The sequence below is a fragment of the Bradyrhizobium sp. SZCCHNRI1029 genome (assembly GCF_032487555.1).
In the GTDB taxonomy this organism is placed as follows: Bacteria; Pseudomonadota; Alphaproteobacteria; order Rhizobiales; family Xanthobacteraceae; genus Bradyrhizobium.
This window is the reverse complement of the sequence record NZ_JAUEUK010000002.1, coordinates 307,668-326,195: the sequence shown is the minus strand read 5'-3', so window position 1 is coordinate 326,195 and position 18,528 is coordinate 307,668. Positions and strand designations below refer to the sequence as shown.

The 18,528-nt window shown below is 64.8% G+C and carries 17 protein-coding genes and 1 tRNA gene; 3 read left to right on the top strand and 15 right to left on the bottom strand.

The annotated features are described in order from the left end of the window. Positions 1–329: 329 nt before the first annotated feature. The 10 genes from QW861_RS07120 to QW861_RS07075 form a co-directional block, all read right to left on the bottom strand. On the bottom strand, positions 330–1,721 hold the full coding sequence (locus QW861_RS07120; RefSeq protein ID WP_316192871.1) for a M20/M25/M40 family metallo-hydrolase: 1,392 nt from the start codon (positions 1,719–1,721) through the stop codon (positions 330–332). Positions 1,722–1,847: 126 nt separating this feature from the next. Continuing rightward, positions 1,848–2,195 carry a RidA family protein gene (locus tag QW861_RS07115; RefSeq protein ID WP_316192870.1) on the bottom strand — a complete coding sequence of 116 codons (348 nt, stop codon included), beginning with the start codon at positions 2,193–2,195 and terminating at the stop codon, positions 1,848–1,850. A gap of 7 nt (positions 2,196–2,202) precedes the next feature. Continuing rightward, a complete protein-coding gene (locus QW861_RS07110; RefSeq protein WP_316174191.1) occupies positions 2,203–3,336 on the bottom strand; it encodes an FAD-dependent oxidoreductase in 1,134 nt (377 codons plus the stop codon). After that, positions 3,333–4,739, bottom strand: coding sequence for an FAD-dependent oxidoreductase (locus QW861_RS07105; RefSeq protein ID WP_316192869.1), 1,407 nt, complete (start codon positions 4,737–4,739; stop codon positions 3,333–3,335). The genes QW861_RS07110 and QW861_RS07105 overlap by 4 nt, the downstream gene beginning before the upstream one ends. Further along, positions 4,736–5,032 (bottom strand): (2Fe-2S)-binding protein, encoded by a 297-nt coding sequence (locus QW861_RS07100; protein WP_315713257.1) that lies wholly within the window; start codon positions 5,030–5,032, stop codon positions 4,736–4,738. The genes QW861_RS07105 and QW861_RS07100 overlap by 4 nt, the downstream gene beginning before the upstream one ends. Positions 5,033–5,065: 33 nt before the next feature. Continuing rightward, the gene (locus QW861_RS07095) at positions 5,066–6,202 is read right to left on the bottom strand and encodes an FAD-dependent oxidoreductase (protein ID WP_316192868.1); all 1,137 of its coding nucleotides are present in this window, start codon (positions 6,200–6,202) and stop codon (positions 5,066–5,068) included. 11 nt (positions 6,203–6,213) lie between these two features. Next, positions 6,214–7,023, bottom strand: coding sequence for an ABC transporter permease (locus QW861_RS07090; protein ID WP_316166024.1), 810 nt, complete (start codon positions 7,021–7,023; stop codon positions 6,214–6,216). After that, positions 7,020–7,901, bottom strand: a complete 882-nt coding sequence (locus tag QW861_RS07085; protein WP_315713263.1) for an ABC transporter permease — start codon at positions 7,899–7,901, stop codon at positions 7,020–7,022. Before QW861_RS07085 ends, QW861_RS07090 begins: the two co-directional genes overlap by 4 nt. Then, positions 7,898–8,941 carry an ABC transporter ATP-binding protein gene (locus QW861_RS07080; RefSeq protein ID WP_316166023.1) on the bottom strand — a complete coding sequence of 348 codons (1,044 nt, stop codon included), beginning with the start codon at positions 8,939–8,941 and terminating at the stop codon, positions 7,898–7,900. The genes QW861_RS07085 and QW861_RS07080 overlap by 4 nt, the downstream gene beginning before the upstream one ends. 116 nt (positions 8,942–9,057) lie before the next feature. Then, positions 9,058–10,089, bottom strand: coding sequence for an ABC transporter substrate-binding protein (locus QW861_RS07075; protein WP_316192867.1), 1,032 nt, complete (start codon positions 10,087–10,089; stop codon positions 9,058–9,060). A 217-nt stretch (positions 10,090–10,306) separates the two neighbouring features. On the opposite strand from QW861_RS07075, the gene QW861_RS07070 reads away from it, so the two are divergent. Beyond that, positions 10,307–11,236: a LysR substrate-binding domain-containing protein gene (locus QW861_RS07070; RefSeq protein WP_315752780.1), complete on the top strand. Its 930-nt coding sequence runs from the start codon at positions 10,307–10,309 to the stop codon at positions 11,234–11,236. A gap of 124 nt (positions 11,237–11,360) precedes the next feature. Here QW861_RS07070 and QW861_RS07065 read toward each other — a convergent pair whose 3' ends face one another. The 4 genes from QW861_RS07065 to QW861_RS07050 all read right to left on the bottom strand — a co-directional run bounded on the left by QW861_RS07065 (position 11,361) and on the right by QW861_RS07050 (position 15,674). After that, positions 11,361–12,347: an FAD:protein FMN transferase gene (locus QW861_RS07065; RefSeq protein WP_316192866.1), complete on the bottom strand. Its 987-nt coding sequence runs from the start codon at positions 12,345–12,347 to the stop codon at positions 11,361–11,363. Next, positions 12,328–14,532, bottom strand: a complete 2,205-nt coding sequence (locus tag QW861_RS07060) for a PepSY domain-containing protein (RefSeq protein WP_316192865.1) — start codon at positions 14,530–14,532, stop codon at positions 12,328–12,330. The genes QW861_RS07065 and QW861_RS07060 overlap by 20 nt, the downstream gene beginning before the upstream one ends. 16 nt (positions 14,533–14,548) lie before the next feature. Next, the gene (locus QW861_RS07055) at positions 14,549–15,019 is read right to left on the bottom strand and encodes a DUF2271 domain-containing protein (protein ID WP_316192864.1); all 471 of its coding nucleotides are present in this window, start codon (positions 15,017–15,019) and stop codon (positions 14,549–14,551) included. Between the two features lie 238 nt (positions 15,020–15,257). Further along, positions 15,258–15,674: a PepSY domain-containing protein gene (locus QW861_RS07050; protein WP_316192863.1), complete on the bottom strand. Its 417-nt coding sequence runs from the start codon at positions 15,672–15,674 to the stop codon at positions 15,258–15,260. 161 nt (positions 15,675–15,835) lie between these two features. On the opposite strand from QW861_RS07050, the gene QW861_RS07045 reads away from it, so the two are divergent. Both QW861_RS07045 and QW861_RS07040 read left to right on the top strand, forming a co-directional pair. Next, positions 15,836–16,498, top strand: coding sequence for a response regulator transcription factor (locus tag QW861_RS07045; protein ID WP_315713274.1), 663 nt, complete (start codon positions 15,836–15,838; stop codon positions 16,496–16,498). Next, a complete protein-coding gene (locus tag QW861_RS07040; RefSeq protein WP_315752775.1) occupies positions 16,495–17,820 on the top strand; it encodes an ATP-binding protein in 1,326 nt (441 codons plus the stop codon). The genes QW861_RS07045 and QW861_RS07040 overlap by 4 nt, the downstream gene beginning before the upstream one ends. A gap of 567 nt (positions 17,821–18,387) precedes the next feature. Here QW861_RS07040 and QW861_RS07035 read toward each other — a convergent pair. After that, a tRNA-Lys gene (locus QW861_RS07035) sits at positions 18,388–18,463 on the bottom strand. Positions 18,464–18,528: the final 65 nt, after the last annotated feature.

The following is an 18,528-nucleotide window of genomic DNA, read 5'->3' as shown; positions in this document are numbered from 1 at the left end:
CTGGCGCGTGGTCGAGCTGGATCACAGGAACCGCGGCGGGGTGTTCCGGAGCGCTGCGCTGATCGCGCGCGCAAGGGAAAGCGGAACTTGCCGAATCACTCGGCTGGTCAACGGGGTCGTGCATGTGGCAGCTCCGAGCCCTGAAGCGGCGATTACTAATCCCTTCCGAGACTAGGCGATATCAACTGCGTTAATCCATGCGCGATCTCGCCGCGTGCGGCCGATTCACCCGCAAGGCGGCGGACGACCGTGTGCTTGCCATCCGTTCGTGGCTGCTCGATGACGCCTCCCGCACTGCACGCGGAATCGTGATGGCCGTTCCGCCGGCATCAGCGCACGCGCGCGCCGACGCGGTCGAGCAGCGCCGCACCGGTGCGGATGCCATTGTAGAAGCAGTCGATCGTCATGTTCTCGTTGGGCGCGTGATTGGCCTCGTCGGCATTCGCATAGGGAACGACGAAGGCGGGAATGCCGAGGATCTTGGTGAAGACGTAGTCCGGCAGACTGCCGCCGGTGCACGGGAATTCGAGCGGTGTAAGGCCATGCGCGAGCGCGATGGCATCGCGCACGATCGCGCCAAAGGGCGAATCGAGCGGCACGCGCGACGGCAGCATGCCGCCGCGCCGGATGAACTCCACCTCCGGCGCATGGCGCTTCACATGCGCCTCCACCTTCGCCAACACGTCGTCCGGCGTCATCGCCTCGACCAGGCGGATGTCGCATTTGGCGAAGGCCTCGCAGGGCAGCACGGTCTTGCTGCCCGGTCCGCCATAACCGCCGTGCAAGCCGTTGATGGTCAGCGTCGGATGGAACATCAGGCGTTCGTAGTAGCCGCGGTCGGGCGGCGCATCGAGATGGCTGAGACCGAGGCTCGCCTTGGCGGCATCGAGGTCCAGCGGCAGGCGCTTCACGGCAGCAATGTCCAGCTCGCTCGGCGGCACGATCGCATCATGCAGCCCCTCGATGGTGATCTCGCCCGCGGCATTCTTCATCGTCCCGAGCAGGTGGACCAACGTCCAGATCGGATTCGGCACGATGCCGCCGAGGTTGCCAGAATGCACGTCGCGGCTGGCGTGCTTCGCGCGCAGCTCGAACGAGCACATGCCGCGCACGCCATAGGTCATGGTCGGCCGCCCCGAGGGGTGCATCGGCCCGTCCGCGGTGACGACGAAATCGGCTTTCAGTTCATCGCGATGCTCAGCGACGAAATCGGCGATGCGCGGGCTGCCGATCTCCTCCTCGCCTTCGAGCAGAAAGATCACATTGCAGGGCAGCTCGCCATGCACTCGGAGATGGGATTCGATCGCCATGAGCTGCGCGAAATGCTGCCCCTTGTTGTCGCCGATGCCGCGGGCATAGATGCGGCCATCGCGGATGGTCGGCTCGAACGGCGGACTCAGCCACAGCTCCAACGGATCCGGCGGCTGCACGTCGTAGTGCCCGTAGAGCAGCACGGTAGGTGCGCCCGGCTTCTTCTGCCAGCGTCCGAGCACCATCGGATGCCCGGCGGTCGCGATCGTCTCGGCGTCGAGGCCCATCTCCTGCAGCATGGCGACCAGCAGTGCGGCGACCTCGGTGATGCCGATGTTATGAGCGCTGATCGAGGGATGCCGGACATAGTCCATCACGCGGGCCAGGAAATCCTGCTTTTGATTCTCGATGTGAGCGAACACTGCCTTCAGGCCAGCAGATGGACGCGGCAGGCTACGCTCTTCATTCATGATGTCGGCTTTCGGCGCGTGCGGTGGACGGACAGGCTCATGTTCGATCGAATTGGACCGAAAAGCAAATCACGCGCGGAGCGAGCCCCGCACGTGATCGATTGACCGCTCGATGCGGCGCGATGCTCAACCCTTGACGGCCGTGACCACGATCTCGATCAGCGCGCCGCCGCCGAGATCGGAGACGCCGACCGTGGCGCGAACCGGCAGGTCGTCGCCGAAGAACGCAGTCCAGGCCGCATCCATCTCCTTCTTCTTCGACAGGTCGGTGACGAAGATCTGGCCGGAGACGACGCGCGACCTGTCGGTGCCAGCTTCCTTCAGGAAGCCGTCGATCTTGTCGAGGATGTTGCGGGTCTGGTCGCCCATCGACACCGAGGTATCGTCGGCGATGGTGCCGCCGATGAAGACGAAGCCGTTGGCCTCGACGATGCGGTGGTGGATGGCGGAGCGGATCTTGCGGGTGATGGTCATCATGTCCTCATGTGGATGGTGAAGGGATGGAGTTCTGAAAGCGCGCGATGCTGAGATCGCCGATGCGCGTCTGGGTGCCGCCGTGCGCGATGAGCTCGGCCATCACCGCGCCGGCGCCGGGGCCGAGCTGGAAGCCGTGCGCCGAGAAGCCGAACTGGTGATACAGCCCGTCGTGAACGGCGCTCGGCCCGAACACCGGAATGTCGTCGCGCATGCGCGCCTCGATGCCGGCCCAGGCGCGCACGATGGTCGCGCGGCGCATCACCGCGAACAGTTCCGCGACGGTGCGCGCGCTCTCCGACAGCTTGCGCCAGTCGAGCACGGTCTCGTTGCGGTCCTGGTCGGGCGTTGCAAGATGGCCCCCGCCGATCAGCACCGTGCCGTTGGGGAACTGCTTGAACGACAGCTTGCGGCCGCGCAGGATGACGACGGGATCGATGAAGTGCGCGACGGGCGACGTGATCATCAGCATCGGCGCGATGGTCTCGACCGGCACCGGCTCGCCGCACTGTTCCGCAATGCGGCCGGCCCAGGCGCCGGCGGCATTGACCAGCACCGGAGCGGCAAAGCTCTCGGAGCCGACGTCGACATGCCAAAGCTTGCCGTCCTTGCGGATGTTCGTCGCCGCCACGCCCTCGCGAATGAGCGCGCCGAGCTGCTCCGCCTTGCGGCGGAACGCCGTCGTGGTGCGCGCGGGCTGCGCCGCGCCGTCGCGCCGCGACACCACGCCGCCCGGACAGCTCTCCGCCACCGCCGGCACGAGGCGACGCAATTCCGTGCCGTCGATCAGCTCCTCGTGGCTGAAGCCGCGCGCGTTGAGATCGGCGACGCGGGCGCGACAGGCGTCGAGCTCCGCGTCGTTCTCGGCGACCAGCACCTGGCCGAAGCTTTCGAAGCCGCAATCATCATCGACCAGGTCGCTGATGTTCTCCCAGATGCCCATCGAGCGGATCGACAGCGGAATCTCCGCGACGTCGCGCATGAGTTGGCGCACGCCGCCGGCATTGACACCGGAGGCGTGACGGCCGGCATAGTCCTTCTCGATCAGCACCGGCTTCAACCCGGCCAGGCATAGATGCAGCGCGGTCGAGCAGCCGTGGATGCCGCCACCCACGATGATGGCATCCGTCTTCACCGTCATCCGCGCACCACGGCCTTGGTGGCCTCTTCAGTCTTCGGCAGGCCTGCGAGCTCCGACAGCATGATCGGCTTCACCGGCGCGCGCAGCCGGTAGTAGCCGATCTCCTGCGGGGTCTTGCCGCGCGCCTCGGCCATCAGCTCGGTGACGGTGAGGCCACACAGCCGCCCCTGGCACGGCCCCATGCCGGTGCGGCGATAGGCCTTGAGCTGGTTCGGCCCGGTGGCGCCGATCGCGACGGAGTCGAGCACGTCCTTGGCGGTGATCTCCTCGCAGCGGCATACGATGGTGTCGCCTTGCGGGATACGGAACTGCTTTGCCGGCTGGAACAGAACGTCGAGGAAGGTCCTGCCGCGCTCGGCGCGGGCCAACTCCGCAGACCTATCGATGACCTTTGCGTGCGGGCGAAGCGCCTTGATCGCATCCCCGGCCGCCCGCCGGCCGCGCACCACGGCCGCCTGCGCACCGCCAATGCCGGCGCCATCGCCGGCAATGGCGATGCCGGGAATGGAGGTGTTACCTAGGGCATCCAGCACCGGAGTCCAGCACAGCTGCAGCTCGTTCCAGCGATGCTCGACGCCGGCGGCCATCGCGAGATTCACATTGGGGACCACGCCCTGATGCAGCAGCAGCAACTCGGCCGCCAGCGTCTCGCGCTTGCCGCCCGCTGTGGCGTAGCTGACCGCCGAGAGCTTGCCCTCGCCCTCTGCCACGAGTTCGGTCACGCCGCTGGTGACGCGCACCTTCGCGCGCACCTCGCGCATCATCGCGAGCCCCTTGCCGAAATAGGGCGAGGTCAGGAACGCGAGGGCATGAGGCAGCGCCGCGATGTAGTTGGCGCGCGGGGTGGTGTCGAGAATGCGATCGATGCGGCCGCCGAGGCGCAGGATCTGCGCCGCGAGCAGCCACAGCAGCGGCCCCTGCCCGGCCAAAATCGTCGGGCAGTCAGGCACGAGGCCGGAGGATTTCAACATCGTCTGCGCCGCGCCCGCGGTCATCACGCCGGGCAGGGTCCAGCCGGGAATCGGGAACGGACGCTCCTGCGCTCCGGTCGCGATGATGACCCGCTTGGCCTTGATGAAGGCCGAGCCGCCGGCCACCGAGACGCCGATCTCGAGATTGCGGTCGAGGCTCCACACCGTGGCGCGATGAATGATCTCCGCACCGCTGTCGCGCGCGGCGTTCACGAGCTGCTTGCCGGACCAATAGTCCGCGCCGAGCAGCGCTTCGCTCTTCAGAGGGGTCGCATCGATCGCACGCCAGACCTGGCCGCCAGGGCCGGCGTTCTCGTCGAGCAGCAGCGTCGACAGAGCGGCGCCAGCCGTCATCTCTGCAGCAGCGAGGCCCGCAGGACCGGCGCCGATCACCACGACGTCATATGCATCATGCTTCGGCGCGGCGCTCATTTGCCGATCTCCCGCTTGCCCTTCTGGACTTCGATCTGCATGCCCTCGGCGACAGGCACGAGACAGCCTTGCCGGTTACCGACTCCATCGATGGTGACGAGGCAGTCGAAGCACACGCCCATCATGCAATAAGGCAAGCGCCTCGCGCCGCTGACCGCGGTGGCGCGCCGGACGTCGAGGCCGGAGGCGAGCAGCGCCGCCGACACGGAGTCACCCTCGCGCGCGGCAACCGGCTGGCCCCCGACATGGATCGTCACCGATCCCCTCGCATCACCCTCAGTTCGTTTGAACATCATCGTCTCCATGGCGCCTTGCGCCGTCATCCCTCAGTAGTAGCCACTGCCGCCCGCTCCCGCTTCGCTGTCGAAGCGGCTGGCTGTGAATGCACCGACCAGCTCCGGCTCGAGCGCGCCGTCCTTGACCATGCGCGCGATGTCGAAAGCGTGGTTCGCCGCGAGCGTCACGCCGGAATGGCAGCAGGCGACGAAGGCGCCCGGGTGGCTCTCCGACTGCTCGTAGATCGGAAAGCCGTCCTTCGGCATCACGCGGATGCCGGTCCAGCTTCTGACGACGTTGAGCCGCGCCAGATGAGGGAAGGTGCGCTGGGCGCGATCGGCCATGACCGCGTTGATCGGATGGTTCTGCACGCGGTCGTCGAGCTCGTCCTCCTTGCTGTCGCCGATCATCACCGTGCCCTCGTCTGTCTGGCGGATCGTGGTCAACGGATGCGGCAGGAACGGCATCGTGCGCTCGGTCAAGACGATCTGGCCGCGCGTCGGCCCCATCGGCGCCGACAGCCCGACCATCGGCGCCAGGGTCTGGTTGGCATTTCCCGCCGCGAGCACGACCTTCGCCGCGCGGATCTCGCCTTGCGCCGTCGTCAGCCTGAACTCATTGCCGTCCAGCGCGATCGCACCGACCGCACGCTCCGGCAGATAGTCGACGCCGAACTGCTTCATGCCGACGTGCAGGGCGCGGAAGGTGCGCAGCGAATTCACGTGACCGTCATAGGGGCAGAAGCTGCCGCCCGAGACCTCCGGGCCGATCAGCGGCAGCATCTTCTTCACCTCGGACGCCGGCAGCATCTCCATTTGATAGTCGGCGGCGCCGACCTGGTTGTGCATGCGCGCGACGAGCTGGGTGCGCTGCTCGTACTCGGCCTCGCCGAGGGTGAGATGAAAGCCGCCGTTCTGCTGCAGCACCACGTCGAGACCGGTCTGCGCCTTCAGCTCCTCGGCGAGCTTCGGCCACGCCTTGGAGCCGCGCACCGTCCAGCCGGTGTAGGCCGGCATGCCCAGGCCCTTGCTCTGCACCCACACCAGCGCGAAGTTGGCGCGCGAGGCACGCTTGGCGATGTCGCCCTCGTCGAGCACGGCGACGCGCTGGCCGAGCCGGCCGAGCCCCCAGGCAATCGCAGAGCCGAGCAGGCCGCCGCCGACGACGGCGACGTCATAGTCTCTCATCGTAGTATCTCCTATCGTCCTGCGTCGCCGCCTTTGGCGGTGAGCACGCGGTCGAGGCCATAGACGCGATCGAGCACGATCAGAACGGTCATGGTGATGGCGATGACGCTGGCCGACACCGACGTCACCAGCGGATCGATGTTGTCCTGGATGTAGAGGAACATGCGCACCGGCAAGGTCTCGGTGCCGGGCGTCGCCAGGAACACGGTCATGGTCAGATCGTCGAACGACTGGATGAAGGCGAGCATCCAGCCGCTCACGATGCCCGGCAGGATCGCGGGCAAGGTGACGCGGCGAAACATGGTCCAGCCGTCGGCACCGAGCGAGACCGCGGCCATCTCGATCGACCGGTCCATGCCGGTCGCGGCCGCAAGCGTCAGCCGCAGCGCGAACGGAAACACCACGACGACATGGGCGATCACCAGCGCCACGAAGGTGCCGCCGACGCCGACCGACGTGAAGAAGCGCAGGAAGGCGATGCCGAGCACGACGTGCGGGATCATCAAGGGCGACAGGAACAGCGCCGACAGCGCGTCACGGCCGCGGAAGCGATAGCGGCTGATCGCGAGCGCCGCCGGCACCGCGAACAAGAGTGCCACACACGACGACAGCGCGCCGAGCCACAGGCTCACGCCGAAGGCGTGGACGAATTCCGGATAGTCGGCGAGCGCCCTGAACCAGCGCAGCGAGAAGCTGGTGATCGGGATCGACAGAAAACCTTCGGGCGTGAACGCGACCCAGCACACGACGACGATCGGCGCCACCATGAAGACGACGAACACGGCATGGAAGATCAGCGCCAGAGGGCCGTTCCGGCTCATCGGAACACCTCCTGATAGCGGCGCTCGATCAGCGCGTTGGATCCGACGACGATCAGGACGAGCGCGATCAGCAGCAGCACGGCGACCGCGGCGCCGAGCGGCCAGTTCAACGTATTGAGGAATTCGTCATAGGCGAGCGTCGCCGCGACCTTGAGCCTGCGGCCGCCGATGATCGCCGGCGTCGCGAACGCGCTGGCGGACAGCGAGAATACGATGATGGCGCCCGACAGCACGCCCGGCATGATCTGCGGCAGCACGATGCGGCGGACCACCGTCAGCGAGCTTGCCCCCAGCGACAGCGCCGCATTCTCGACCTGCGGATCGAGCCGCTGCAGCGCGGTCCACACCGCGAGCACCATGAACGGCATCATCGCGTGCGCCAGCGCGATCACCATGCCGGTCTCGGTGAACATGAACCTGATTGGTGACTCGATCAGGCCTGATGTCATCAGGAGCTTGTTGGCGAGCCCGTTGTTACCGCCGAACAGGAGCGCCCAGCCGAGGGTGCGCGCAACGACCGAGATCAGCAGCGGGCCGATGATCACCAGCAGGAAGAGACCCTTCCACGGCCCCTGCATGCGGTTGAGGATATAGGCCTCCGGTACGCCGAACACCGCCGTGATCAAGGTCGCCAGCACCGCGACGCGGAAGGTGCGCCAGAACATCTCCGCGTAGTAGGGATCGTCCACGATCTCGCGCCAGTTCTTCAGGATGAAGACCGGCTCGATGCCCTTGTACTGGCCCCAATCGTGGAACGACAGCATCACGGTCATCGCCAACGGGATCACGACGACGCCCAGGAACAGCATCAAGGCCGGCAGCGCCAGCGAAAGGCCGGCGCGCGTCTCCGACGAGTTGGACGCGATGGTCGCGCTCATGCTGCAGCCTTCGCAGCGCGCAGGCTCATGTCCGAGACCTGCCAGACGAGATGCACCGCTGCGCCCTGCTCCGGCTGCGGCTGGCCGTCATTCTGCCGGATTACGATGGCGGGCCCGCATTCGGTGTCGCATTGGAACAGCCAGTGATTGCCCTGGAAGATGCGGCTCGTGATGCGCCCTGCAAGCCCGGCGTCGCCGAAGTTGATGCGCTCGGGCCGGACGCTGACGGCGACGGAGCCGGCCACGCCGGCCGGCGCCGGCGCACTCCACGATCCCGCGACCAGTCTGGCCTGCCCCCCGGTGTGGTCCACGGTCGCAGCAAACTCGTTGGTCTTGCCGAGAAACTGCGCGACGAAGGCGGAAGCCGGCTGCTCGTAGACCTGCTGCGGCGTGCCGATCTGCTCGATCCTGCCTTTGCTCATCACGACGATGCGGTCGGACAGCGACATCGCCTCGATCTGGTCATGGGTGACGAGGATGGTCGTGGTGCCGAGATCGCGCTGGATCTGGCGCAGCTCGATCTGCATGTCCTCGCGCAGGCGCGCATCGAGGTTGGACAGGGGCTCATCGAGCAGCAGCAGGCTCGGCCGGATCACCAGCGCGCGCGCGAGCGCAACGCGCTGCTGCTGGCCACCGGACATGCGGCGGGGATGACGGTCCTCATAGCCGGCAAGGCCGACCAGCGCGAGCGCCGATCGCACGCGCTCCTCGCGTTCCTTGCGTGCGACTTTGCGCATCTCCAGGCCGAACGCGACGTTCTCGGCGGCGGTCATGTGAGGAAACAGCGCGTAGCTCTGGAACACGATGCCGAGGCCGCGCTTCGCCGGTGGCACTGCGACGAGATCCCTGCCCTCGAGGCGGATCGCGCCGTGTGAGGGATCGAGGAAGCCCGCGATCATCTGCAACGTGGTGGTCTTGCCGCAGCCCGAGGGGCCGAGGAACGAGATGAACTCGCCCTTGGCGACGCCGAGGCTGAACTCTTCGACGGCCGCGTTGGGGCCGAAAGATTTGCCGACGCGATCGATCTCGAGGAAGGACATGCTTTGGATCCAGATGGGCGAGGAATACTGGCGCCCCGCGCACGGTGCACTTCCCTTCCCCCTTGCGGGGAAGGGAGAACACCGTCGTCAACGAGAGGCTCGCAACAAACGACCAGTCAGCGTTCGACTTCGCGATTCCAGCGCTTGGTCCATTCCTCGCGCTTTTCGTTGACCACGGTCCAATCGGGCGCATAGACCTTGGCGGCGCGTTCGCCGATCGGCGCCATCGCGCCCACGCCCTCGGGGACCACGACGGACTTCACGACCGGGCCATAGCCATATTCCTTCAGCATCGTGAGCTGGATCTTCGGATCGAGCAGCAGCTTGATGAAGCTCGAGGCCAGCGGCGAGACCGACGGCTTGGCGATCGGACACGCCGTCGTCAGCAGGCTCACGGCCCCTTCTTTCGGATAGACGAAATCGACCGGGAAGCCGGTGTTGGCAAAGCTCTGCACGCGACCGCTGCCCCACACCGCGATGACCGCCTGCCCCGATTGGAACAGCTCGGTCATCTTGCCGGGCGACGGCTCGTAGGCCAGCACGTTGGGATTGATGTCATTCTTGAAGATCTTGAAACCGGCATCGACATTGCTCTCGCTGCCGCCGTTCATCTTCGCCAGCATCAGGAGCACGTTGAGGCCGTAGGTGTTGTTGATCGGCGGAATGACGAGCAGCTGCTTGTATTTCGGATCCTTGAGATCGTTCCACGAGGTCGGCGCGGCCCAGCCTTTCTCGGCAAACACCTTCTTGTTGTACATCAGGCCGGTGGCGACGAGGCCAATGGCGATCGCCTTGTCGTCCTTGAAGCGCGCGACCTCCAGCAGATCGCCGGGCAGTCCGGTGACCTTGTCGCAGAAGCCGAGCTGGATCGCCTGGTACATCGGGCCGTCATCGACGATCGCGACGTCGATCTGCTGGTTGCCCTTCTGCGCCTGCAGCTTGGCGAGGGTGTCGGTGGAGTTGCCGGCGACGTATTCGACCTTGACGCCGTTGGCCTGCTCGAACGGCGGGATCACCTCCTCGCGGATCGTCTTCTCGAACGAGCCGCCATAGCCGGCGACATAGAGCGCCTTCTGCTGAGCCCAGACCTGCGAGGCAGAAGCCAGGATGGCGACACCGACCGCCATCAGGAAATTAGGGTGCTTCATCGGACCGATCTCCATCATCTTGGATACGAGACGGTATTAAAAAACCGCCCCAGGGAGATCGGCTTGCCCGATGGCATCCGCACCCCAGAAACCCGGAGCTGAAGCCTAAAAAACGAGCCTTCCCTCACCCTGCCAAAAAAGATCGCAGCAGAGACTTTGATCGTCCAATGAATAATGGCACCCTATTCATACGAAAATGTTATGGATGTGAGAACGTATGGCGCGGATCAACTCGCGGCAGGTCGAAGCCTTCCGGGCGATGATGCTGAGCGGCAGTGTGACGGAAGCCGCCAAACTGATGGCGGTGACCCAGCCGGCGGTCAGCCGGCTGCTGCGCGACCTGCAGGCGCTGCTCAAGATGGAGCTGTTCGAGCGCCGCGGCACCGGCCTGGTGCCGACCGCGGCAGCGACGGCGCTCTACATGGAGGTCGAGCGCTCCTTCGTCGGGCTCGATCGCATCACCGCGGCCGCTGAGGAGATCCGTGGCCGGCGCACCGGGACGCTGCGCATTGCCGCGCTCCCCGCGCTCGCCAATGGCTATCTGCCGCGGCTCGCAGGCCACTTCCTGCAGGAACGGCCGAACCTCAACCTCGCCTTCTTCGGCGTGATCTCGCCGATCGTGATCGACTGGGTGCTGAACGCGCAATGCGACGTCGGCTTTGCCGAGGTGCCGATCGCCCATGCCGGGCTGCCGAGCATCAAGCTGCCGGCGCTGCCGCGCGTCGCCGTTCTCCCCGCAGGCCATCCGCATTGCGCGAAGACGATCTTGGTGCCGCGCGACTTCGAGGGGGAGACCTTCATCTCGCTCTCGTCAGGCTCCACCAGCCGGCATCTGATCGATCAGATCTTCCATCGCGAGGATGTCAGGCGCGTGCTGCGGGTCGAGACGACGCTGTCGGAAATCATGTGCGGGATGGTGTCGTCGGGATTGGGCGTCTCGATTTGCGATCCGTTCACCGCGCGCGAATTCGACGGCCGTGGCGTGGTGATGCGGCCATTCATGCCGCGCATCGATTTCGAATTCGCCGCGGTGTTCCCACCGCAGCGCAGCCCCTCGCCGGTGGCGCTGGACCTCGTCGAGTCGGTGCGACAGGCCCTGGAAGAGCTCGGCCGAGCATCGATCCCTGGAGAAACCGATGAAGGTTAGCTGGGCGAACCTAGAACCCGCTGATTGAGCGGCGTGTGATCTGCTCCTTGCTGAGAGCCACCAAGGCCGACGCCCTCGCCACGGACCAGAACGCGGGAATGCTTGTGATTGAGAGTCTGCCGGTTTACGGGCTCATTTCCTGCCGCGCGCCCCGAGGCTCATAGAACAAGGGACCGACAGGAATCTCCAAGAACGTCTCGTTTTGCCGCTGGATGAGCAGTGCATCCAGTCCTTGCTTCTGCGCCAGCGCCTTGCCTTGCTCCGGACCGAGAACCATGAGCGCAGTGGCCCAGGCATCGGCGTCCATGCAGCTAGCGGCAACGACTGAAACTGACGCAATTCCATTTTCTACCGGACCGCCGCGCGATCGGTCCATCGTATGAGAGAGGCGCTTTCGCCCGATATCGACCCAGCGCCGATAGTCGCCCGACGTCGCGACCGCCGCATCACGCAATTCGATCACGCCGAGCGGACCGCGCCGTTCATAGTCAGGCGCTTCCACCGCTACGCGCCACGAGGCTCCGTCTGCCTTGGCGCCCCGCGCTTTCAACTCTCCATCAAGCCCGACCAGCGCATTGGAGACGCCGAAGATCTCAACCACACGCATCATCTCGTCCACGGCAAAACCCTTGGCGATGCCCGAAAGATCGAGGGCGAAGTGGCTATGTTTGCGCGCCCTTCGTCCCGGCACATCCAGTTCAAGAACAGTGTGGGTTGGTGGCATCCGCTCGCGAAGAGCCGCGCGAAGCGCTTGCGCGTCTGGCGCCGAACTGGGAGGTCCGAAACCCCAGGCATTGACGAGACTTCCGAGGCCGACGTCAAAGGCGCCGCCCGAGGCGCGTCCGATTGCAACTCCCCGCTCCAAAACCCGCATGAGTTCAATCGGCAAGGATTCCCAGGTGCCCGGCGACGCTGCATTGAGACGCATCAGGTCGCTGTCCGGCTTCCATGTGGACATCTGATGGTCGACGCAATCGACGGCGTGAGCCAATGCGGCTTCCAGCGCGGCAAGATCGGTCGACGGCGGTGGATAGAGCAGCGCCGACCAGCGCGTTCCCATGGTGGCGCCGCTCAATACATGACGGAGCAGGTCAGTAGACATCTTCAACATACCTCCCTTGGGCTTTGAGTGCGACAGGATCCAGACCGAGGGGCGCCAATACGTCCGCCACCGCCTGCATGACGTCCGCTGCCATGTCGCGCCCGCCACAGACCATGACCTGCGCTCCGTTGGCGACGAGTGCGCGCAGGCGATCGGCGTCATCGCGCAGGCGATCCTGCACATAGCCGCCGCCTTTCACGCGCGAGAAGGCAGTGGTGAGGCTCGTCAGTCGTTTCTCACCCAGCCAGCCATCGATTTCGCGCTCATAAAGAAAGTCCGAGGCTGGATCGCGCCCGCCGAAATAGAGATGCATCGGCCGGCGCCCGCCGTTGGCACGAACAAATCCTGCCAGCGGACCGATGCCGGTGCCGGCGCCGATCAGGATCACCGGTTTTCGTCCATGTGAAGGGCGGAAAGCGGGGTTTGCCTTCACGAAGGCCTCGACCTTGTCGCCCGGCTGAAGGCCGTGAAGCAGACCAGAGCAAAGTCCACCCGGACGCTTGCGGACGCAGATTTCGACGAAGCCATCACGGGTCGAACTTGCCAACGAATAGTAGCGCGGCAAGTTGCAGTCCGGCGGCAGAACCGCGATCAAGTCGCCTGCGGCGAAGCGCGGCCAGGCATGCCCTGTGAGGCGCGCGAACATGCCGCTTCTTGGCAGCGCGAAGCGCAGCACGCAGGTTGGCGCCTGCACCTCCGCGCCGTAATCGACGCGTTCGATGAGCGTCAGCGTACGAGTACGCGGCCGCTCCGGCACATGTATCAGCACGATGTCTTCACCCATGACGTCCGACAGGGCCTCGCCCCACCGCGCAAACTCTTGCCCGGACTGGCGGTCGATCGTGTCCAGCGGCATCAACGATCTCGAACCTTTACGCGCCAGGGCCGCTTCGACGTCGCGGGCGAATTGACAGAATTGCGGGAATTGCCGATCACCGAAGCCGAGGACCGCCACCGGAAAAGGCAGTGGCGCGGTGATCGCGTCGAGGCGTTTGAGGAACGCGCCGGCCGTCGCCGGTGCTGCGCCGTCGCCATAGGTTGCCGTCAGCAGGAACATGCGCTGCGTCGACGGATAGGATCGTAACAAGCTGTCCATCGGAGCGACGTGAACCCTGTGCCCGTTGGCCATCAGCGCGGCATGCAGCGTGCGGGCGAAGCCCCATGTGCTGCCGCCCTCGCTGCCGACCAGGATCACGGTGTCGGCATCTTTGGCGGGAACGTTGTCGGTGATGGGAGCGTGAGCGTGCTTCCTGCTCGACCACACCACGGCTCCGCTTAACCCGAGCACCGGCACGCCGAGGGCGCTGACGCCGAGCAGCAATCCAAGCCACCAGAGCCCTTGCCCGGTGTGCAGCATGTAGATGAATTCGTAGATCTGCCGGGCGACCGAATTGTCCTGCCAACCCAGCAGCTCTCCACCGACCGGGTCGACGTAGCCCTCGCCTGCGGCGGTGGCTAGCTGGAAGGGATCGTTCGGATTCGCGGGGTTGGGAAACGTCAATTCACGCAGTTGGGAAAGATCGATGCCACGCAAAGCCTGGATTTGCTCGACCGGAAGAGCAGGGCCGCGGCTTGTCACGCTCGGAAATGTGGACACCTGTGCCGTGCCGTCCGGGATCAGTCCGAACGTCGTGAGCGACAGATACAGCGCCGTCATCGCCGACAGCACGAGCCCGAAGGCCACCAGTCGACCGAGATCGGTATGCAGGCGTTGCATGCCGCCGCCGCGGGAGCAGCCGAGAATGTGCCGCCACCCTCCCATGCGCCGGGCCGTCATCTGCAGACCTGACAGCGTCAGGACGAGCATCGCGAATGCGCTCGCGCCTGTGGCCACGCGTCCGCCATCGCTCAGAAGGAACGAGCGGTGCAGGTTTGTCATCCAGCGCTCGAACGGGGAGCGCACGTAGTCCGAAACCGGCTTGCCGCTGGAAGGGTCCACCACGCTCGCGGCCGGGCCCGCTGGTCCGGAGTAGAAGGCGACGATCTTGCCGGAGGTCAGTCGCTTGATCTGCTCAACGCCAGGATATCTGTGGGCGATCCGGCCGGCGAGGTCGGCGACGCTAATGCTGTCTGGCGATATCGCCCCAGCTCTTTCCCAAGCCGGGATCACCGACAGCACCGCTCCGCTCAGGACAAGCACCATCAGCGGCAGGACGACGGCAAAGGCCAGGACCCTATGAATCCAGCGCAGCATCACACCCATCCTAAGGCTACATGTCGTAAGCGAACGAGCGGATGTAGGTGCGCCCTGCCAGCGGCCGGCCCGCGCTCGCGGATGTCAGCGGAACGACCACCTCGGACGGGCTGTCGCGCATGTCCTCGGCGGCGGCGTCGATATGCAGCTTGTAGCCCGCATCGAAGAGCGCATCCGCAAGATCGAGCGTGATTTTCAGCGTACGGCCGGCTCCGACGCTTGCGCCGGTGATGCCGTTGATATCGGCAAGGTTTCCACGAGAACTGCGCTCCCAGCCGCTGAGATGACTGTAATATTTGGACTTGGAGCCCGCCATCCACAGCGTGCCTTTGTAAGCTCCGGTCGCGTCGGTCACGTAGAGCGCCAAATACGCGCCGTTCCCGCCGTAGTTGTTGAGCGTCGTGGTCAACGTGACAGGTCGCGCCATGGCCAGCCCGGGGGCGGTCAGCGCGGTGGTCACGGCAAGGGCGGCAATCATCGATCTCATTTTTGTCTCCGACAGTGGCGTTTCTATCGCGCCATAACTGAATGGCGCGGCTGACGTGCTCCTGAAGGCCGATCCGATTCTGCTTCAGGTCGCCGTCAGGTTGGCGCTCTCTGCAAAAGCAAACGCCCCGCACGACGCGGGGCGCGCTAGAACGCGATGTCGCGTTCGCTCGATTCAGGTGATGTCCGTCGGTCAGGCCAGCCTTTTGCGTCCCACGATGCTCGTCGCTTCCGGACCGCTATTGAACTTGGACCTTGGGGGCCGTGCCGCCCTGAATAAGTCCGTTGGGGGGCGGCGCCGTAGGCGCGGCTGCTCGTCCTGGTCCCGACTGATCGCCTCGCCGGTCTCGGTCACCTTCATCATGATCCTTGTCGTGCTCTCCGCGTTTTTGCTTCACGCGGATCACAGCCAGAGATGCAGGATCAACCTTTGCCTCTATGGCGCGACCGCCTTCGTCCTGTCCCCTGATCTCATAGCATCCATCGTCGATCTTGATTCTGCGCACGGTCCAGCCGCGCGCTTTCGCCATTTGTTCGACCGCTTCGCGCGGCTGCCATTGCGCCATGGGCGCGCTGCAATCGTCATCATCGGCCAGCGCCATGCCGGGGGTCAGCGCCCCCAGCAGAATGGCGGCAATCAACACTGTCCTCTTCACGTTCTCTTGCTCCCGCTTCAAGGCTCCTGCCTGCCTTCTTCTTGAGCCGGTTTCCTGACGTTGACCTGAAGACGCCGCGACTTTTGCTTCAGGTCAACGTCAGAATCTCCTCTATGATTATCTCTAACCTCACAGGTCGACGGGGTGCGCGGAATGACCCGATGCGGATATTGCTGATCGAAGACGACACGATTCTGGGGGCGGCAGTACGCGACCAGATTGTGTCGGATGGCCATTCCGTGGACTGGGTGACCCGCTTGGATGCGGCACGGGAATATCTTGGCACCGCGGCCTATGACCTCTTGCTCCTGGATCTCATGCTGCCGGACGGCCGCGGTATCGGACTGCTGCGCGATCGACGCGCCAAGGGAGACGTGACGCCGGTCATCATCCTAACGGCGCTTGATCAATTGTCCGACCGGATCGAAGGGCTCAACGCCGGCGCAGACGATTACATGATCAAGCCCTTCGATCTCTCGGAGCTTACGGCGCGGCTGAACGCCGTCGCTCGCCGCTATGCCGGCAATCCGAACCCGCTCATCCGAATTGGCGATCTTCAGATCGACCTGGCCGCTCGGTCGATGACGCGTGCAGGAAAGAGCATCGCCCTGACAGCGCGGGAATGGGTGCTGCTCGAGGCTTTCTTGCAGCGTCCACGGCAGGTCTTGTCCAAATCGCTGCTCGAGGAACGGCTCTATTCCTTCGGCGAGGAGATCGAGAGCAACACCATCGAGGTCCATGTCAGCCGGCTTCGCAAGAAGCTCGGACACGCCGTCATTGAGACCGTGCGAGGTCTCGGCTATCGGCTGGGAACCGCCTCATGAAAGGCCCGCGTAGTCTGCAGTGGCAGATCTCGCTGTGGCTCGGGCTCGGCGTCGCACTCCTTTGGATCGTTGCAGCCGTCGTGACCGGCCAAAGGCTGCGTCACGAAATGAACGAAGTATTCGATAGCGCGCTCGAGGAAACGGCTCAGCGGATTCTTCCACTTGCGGTGCTCGAGATCCTCGGCCGTGAGGCAGACGGCACGTCTCAGCGTATCGCTACGCTGAGGCAGCACGACGAGTACTTCACTTATGTGGTCCGTGACGAGCGCGGCACCGTACTGCTGCGCTCGCACGGCGCCGACGACGCGATCTTTCCTCCTTTCTCCAGAATGGGGTTTGTCGACACCCCGACCCATCGAATCTACTTCGACACTGCAGTGCGAGGCACGATGACGATCGCGGTGGCGGAGCTGCTGACACATCGCCGCGAGGTCGCGAACCAGGCGCTCCTCGGGCTTGCCTGGCCGTTGGGATTGCTCATTCCCCTCAGTCTTCTCGCCGTATGGGGCGTCGTGCGCGTTTCGATGACCCCGGTCAGGCGCCTACGAAGCGACATTGAAGCGCGCGGCACCGGCGATCTGTCGTCGGTTCCAGCCGCGGGACTGCCCTCCGAGATCGGACCGATCGCCGACGCCGTGAACGGCCTCCTGGAGAAGCTTCGACGCGCGCTGGAAGCTGAGCGAAGTTTCACGGCCAATTCCGCGCACGAACTACGGACACCGGTGGCTGCCGCGCTCGCGCAGACGCAACGGCTCATCGCCGAGACCAGGGACACCGCGGCCCGAACCCGGGCCCAGCAGATCGAGGTGGCGCTGCGGCGGCTTTCGCAACTGTCTGAAAAGTTGATGCAGCTCGCGAAGGCGGAAGGTGGACGGCTTCAGGGCAAGGGGACGACGGATATCGCATCGGTTTTGAAACTGGTCGTCGGGGAGATGATGCGCGATCCGGCTGCGGCCGGTCGGCTCGCCGTCAACATTCCTGCTACGCCGGTCCTTTTCGATATCGATACAGATGCCTTTGCCATTCTAGCGCGCAACCTCATCGAGAACGGCCTCAAGCACGGAGCGCCCCACGCGCCAGTCGTTGTAGCTCTTTCCAACACTGGCGTGCTGACCGTTACAAATGAGGGAACAGCCGTTCCGCCGGAGTTGCTGGAACGCTTGTCTCGTCCGTTCGAGCGTGGCAGCACCGATGCCGACGGCTCGGGATTGGGCCTCGCCATTGCAAAAGCCATCGCCTCCGGAGTTGGTGCCGAGCTTGTCCTGACATCCCCTTTGCCTGGAGCGCAGGGCGGGTTCCAGGCGAGGTTTTCCGCGCCGTGAGTTCGTGGGCGGCTCGTCCATGATTTTTCGAGGAATTGGGAGCAGATTGGGATGTGGCAATTGGGGCCAATCAGCAGGCCGGCGGCGAATCACGCGCGCGTGACGGCCAGTTCTTCGAGAACCGCTACGGCAGCTGTCGGGCTTCGGCTCGGCGGCGTCATCTGATTGGCCACCTCGCGCGCGCGAGTGGCGCATCCTGGCTCCACAACGGTCCGCAGGTCATGGCGAAGGGTCGCTTGCGTCGTTGCGGAGAAACGACGCGAGGTGCCGACACCCAGGCGTCTGATCCGTGTCGCCCATACCGGCTGGTCGGCGCCGATCCAGAGGACAAGAGTTGGGACGTCGGAGCGAACGCTCGCGGCCATGGTGCCTGAGGTGCACCCCGACGGCACCAATCAACGTTCAAAGACATTGAGGCTGGACGCCACCGAAGATCGCGGCTGGCTAGCCGTACGTCCCCTGGTTCGCCTTTCAAACTATTGAGAGCAGACTGTCGAAAAACACCGTCTGAAAAACCGTTAGTTTTTCAACCTCAGACGGTGTTTCTGCATAAGTCTTTGAAAGGCTTGGTGGGCGCACTAGGGCTCGAACCTAGGACCCGCTGATTAAGAGTCAGCTGCTCTACCAACTGAGCTATGCGCCCGGATCTTGCATCCGGAGAAAGCCTTCCGCGAGAGCCGGTCGTTTAGCAAAGCGATTCCAGGATGT

Bases quoted from the DNA above. Each gene is read 5' to 3' on its own strand.
- QW861_RS07095 (WP_316192868.1), bottom strand. From the start codon at position 6,202: ATGAGAGACTATGACGTCGCCGTCGTCGGCGGCGGCCTGCTCGGCTCT.
- QW861_RS07080 (WP_316166023.1), bottom strand. From the start codon at position 8,941: ATGTCCTTCCTCGAGATCGATCGCGTCGGCAAATCTTTCGGCCCCAAC.
- QW861_RS07070 (WP_315752780.1), top strand. From the start codon at position 10,307: ATGGCGCGGATCAACTCGCGGCAGGTCGAAGCCTTCCGGGCGATGATG.
- QW861_RS07065 (WP_316192866.1), bottom strand. From the start codon at position 12,347: ATGTTGAAGATGTCTACTGACCTGCTCCGTCATGTATTGAGCGGCGCC.
- QW861_RS07110 (WP_316174191.1), bottom strand. From the start codon at position 3,336: ATGACGGTGAAGACGGATGCCATCATCGTGGGTGGCGGCATCCACGGC.
- QW861_RS07105 (WP_316192869.1), bottom strand. From the start codon at position 4,739: ATGAGCGCCGCGCCGAAGCATGATGCATATGACGTCGTGGTGATCGGC.
- QW861_RS07045 (WP_315713274.1), top strand. From the start codon at position 15,836: ATGCGGATATTGCTGATCGAAGACGACACGATTCTGGGGGCGGCAGTA.
- QW861_RS07120 (WP_316192871.1), bottom strand. From the start codon at position 1,721: ATGAATGAAGAGCGTAGCCTGCCGCGTCCATCTGCTGGCCTGAAGGCA.
- QW861_RS07115 (WP_316192870.1), bottom strand. From the start codon at position 2,195: ATGACCATCACCCGCAAGATCCGCTCCGCCATCCACCACCGCATCGTC.
- QW861_RS07060 (WP_316192865.1), bottom strand. From the start codon at position 14,532: ATGCTGCGCTGGATTCATAGGGTCCTGGCCTTTGCCGTCGTCCTGCCG.
- QW861_RS07085 (WP_315713263.1), bottom strand. From the start codon at position 7,901: ATGAGCGCGACCATCGCGTCCAACTCGTCGGAGACGCGCGCCGGCCTT.
- QW861_RS07075 (WP_316192867.1), bottom strand. From the start codon at position 10,089: ATGAAGCACCCTAATTTCCTGATGGCGGTCGGTGTCGCCATCCTGGCT.
- QW861_RS07055 (WP_316192864.1), bottom strand. From the start codon at position 15,019: ATGAGATCGATGATTGCCGCCCTTGCCGTGACCACCGCGCTGACCGCC.
- QW861_RS07040 (WP_315752775.1), top strand. From the start codon at position 16,495: ATGAAAGGCCCGCGTAGTCTGCAGTGGCAGATCTCGCTGTGGCTCGGG.
- QW861_RS07100 (WP_315713257.1), bottom strand. From the start codon at position 5,032: ATGTTCAAACGAACTGAGGGTGATGCGAGGGGATCGGTGACGATCCAT.
- QW861_RS07090 (WP_316166024.1), bottom strand. From the start codon at position 7,023: ATGAGCCGGAACGGCCCTCTGGCGCTGATCTTCCATGCCGTGTTCGTC.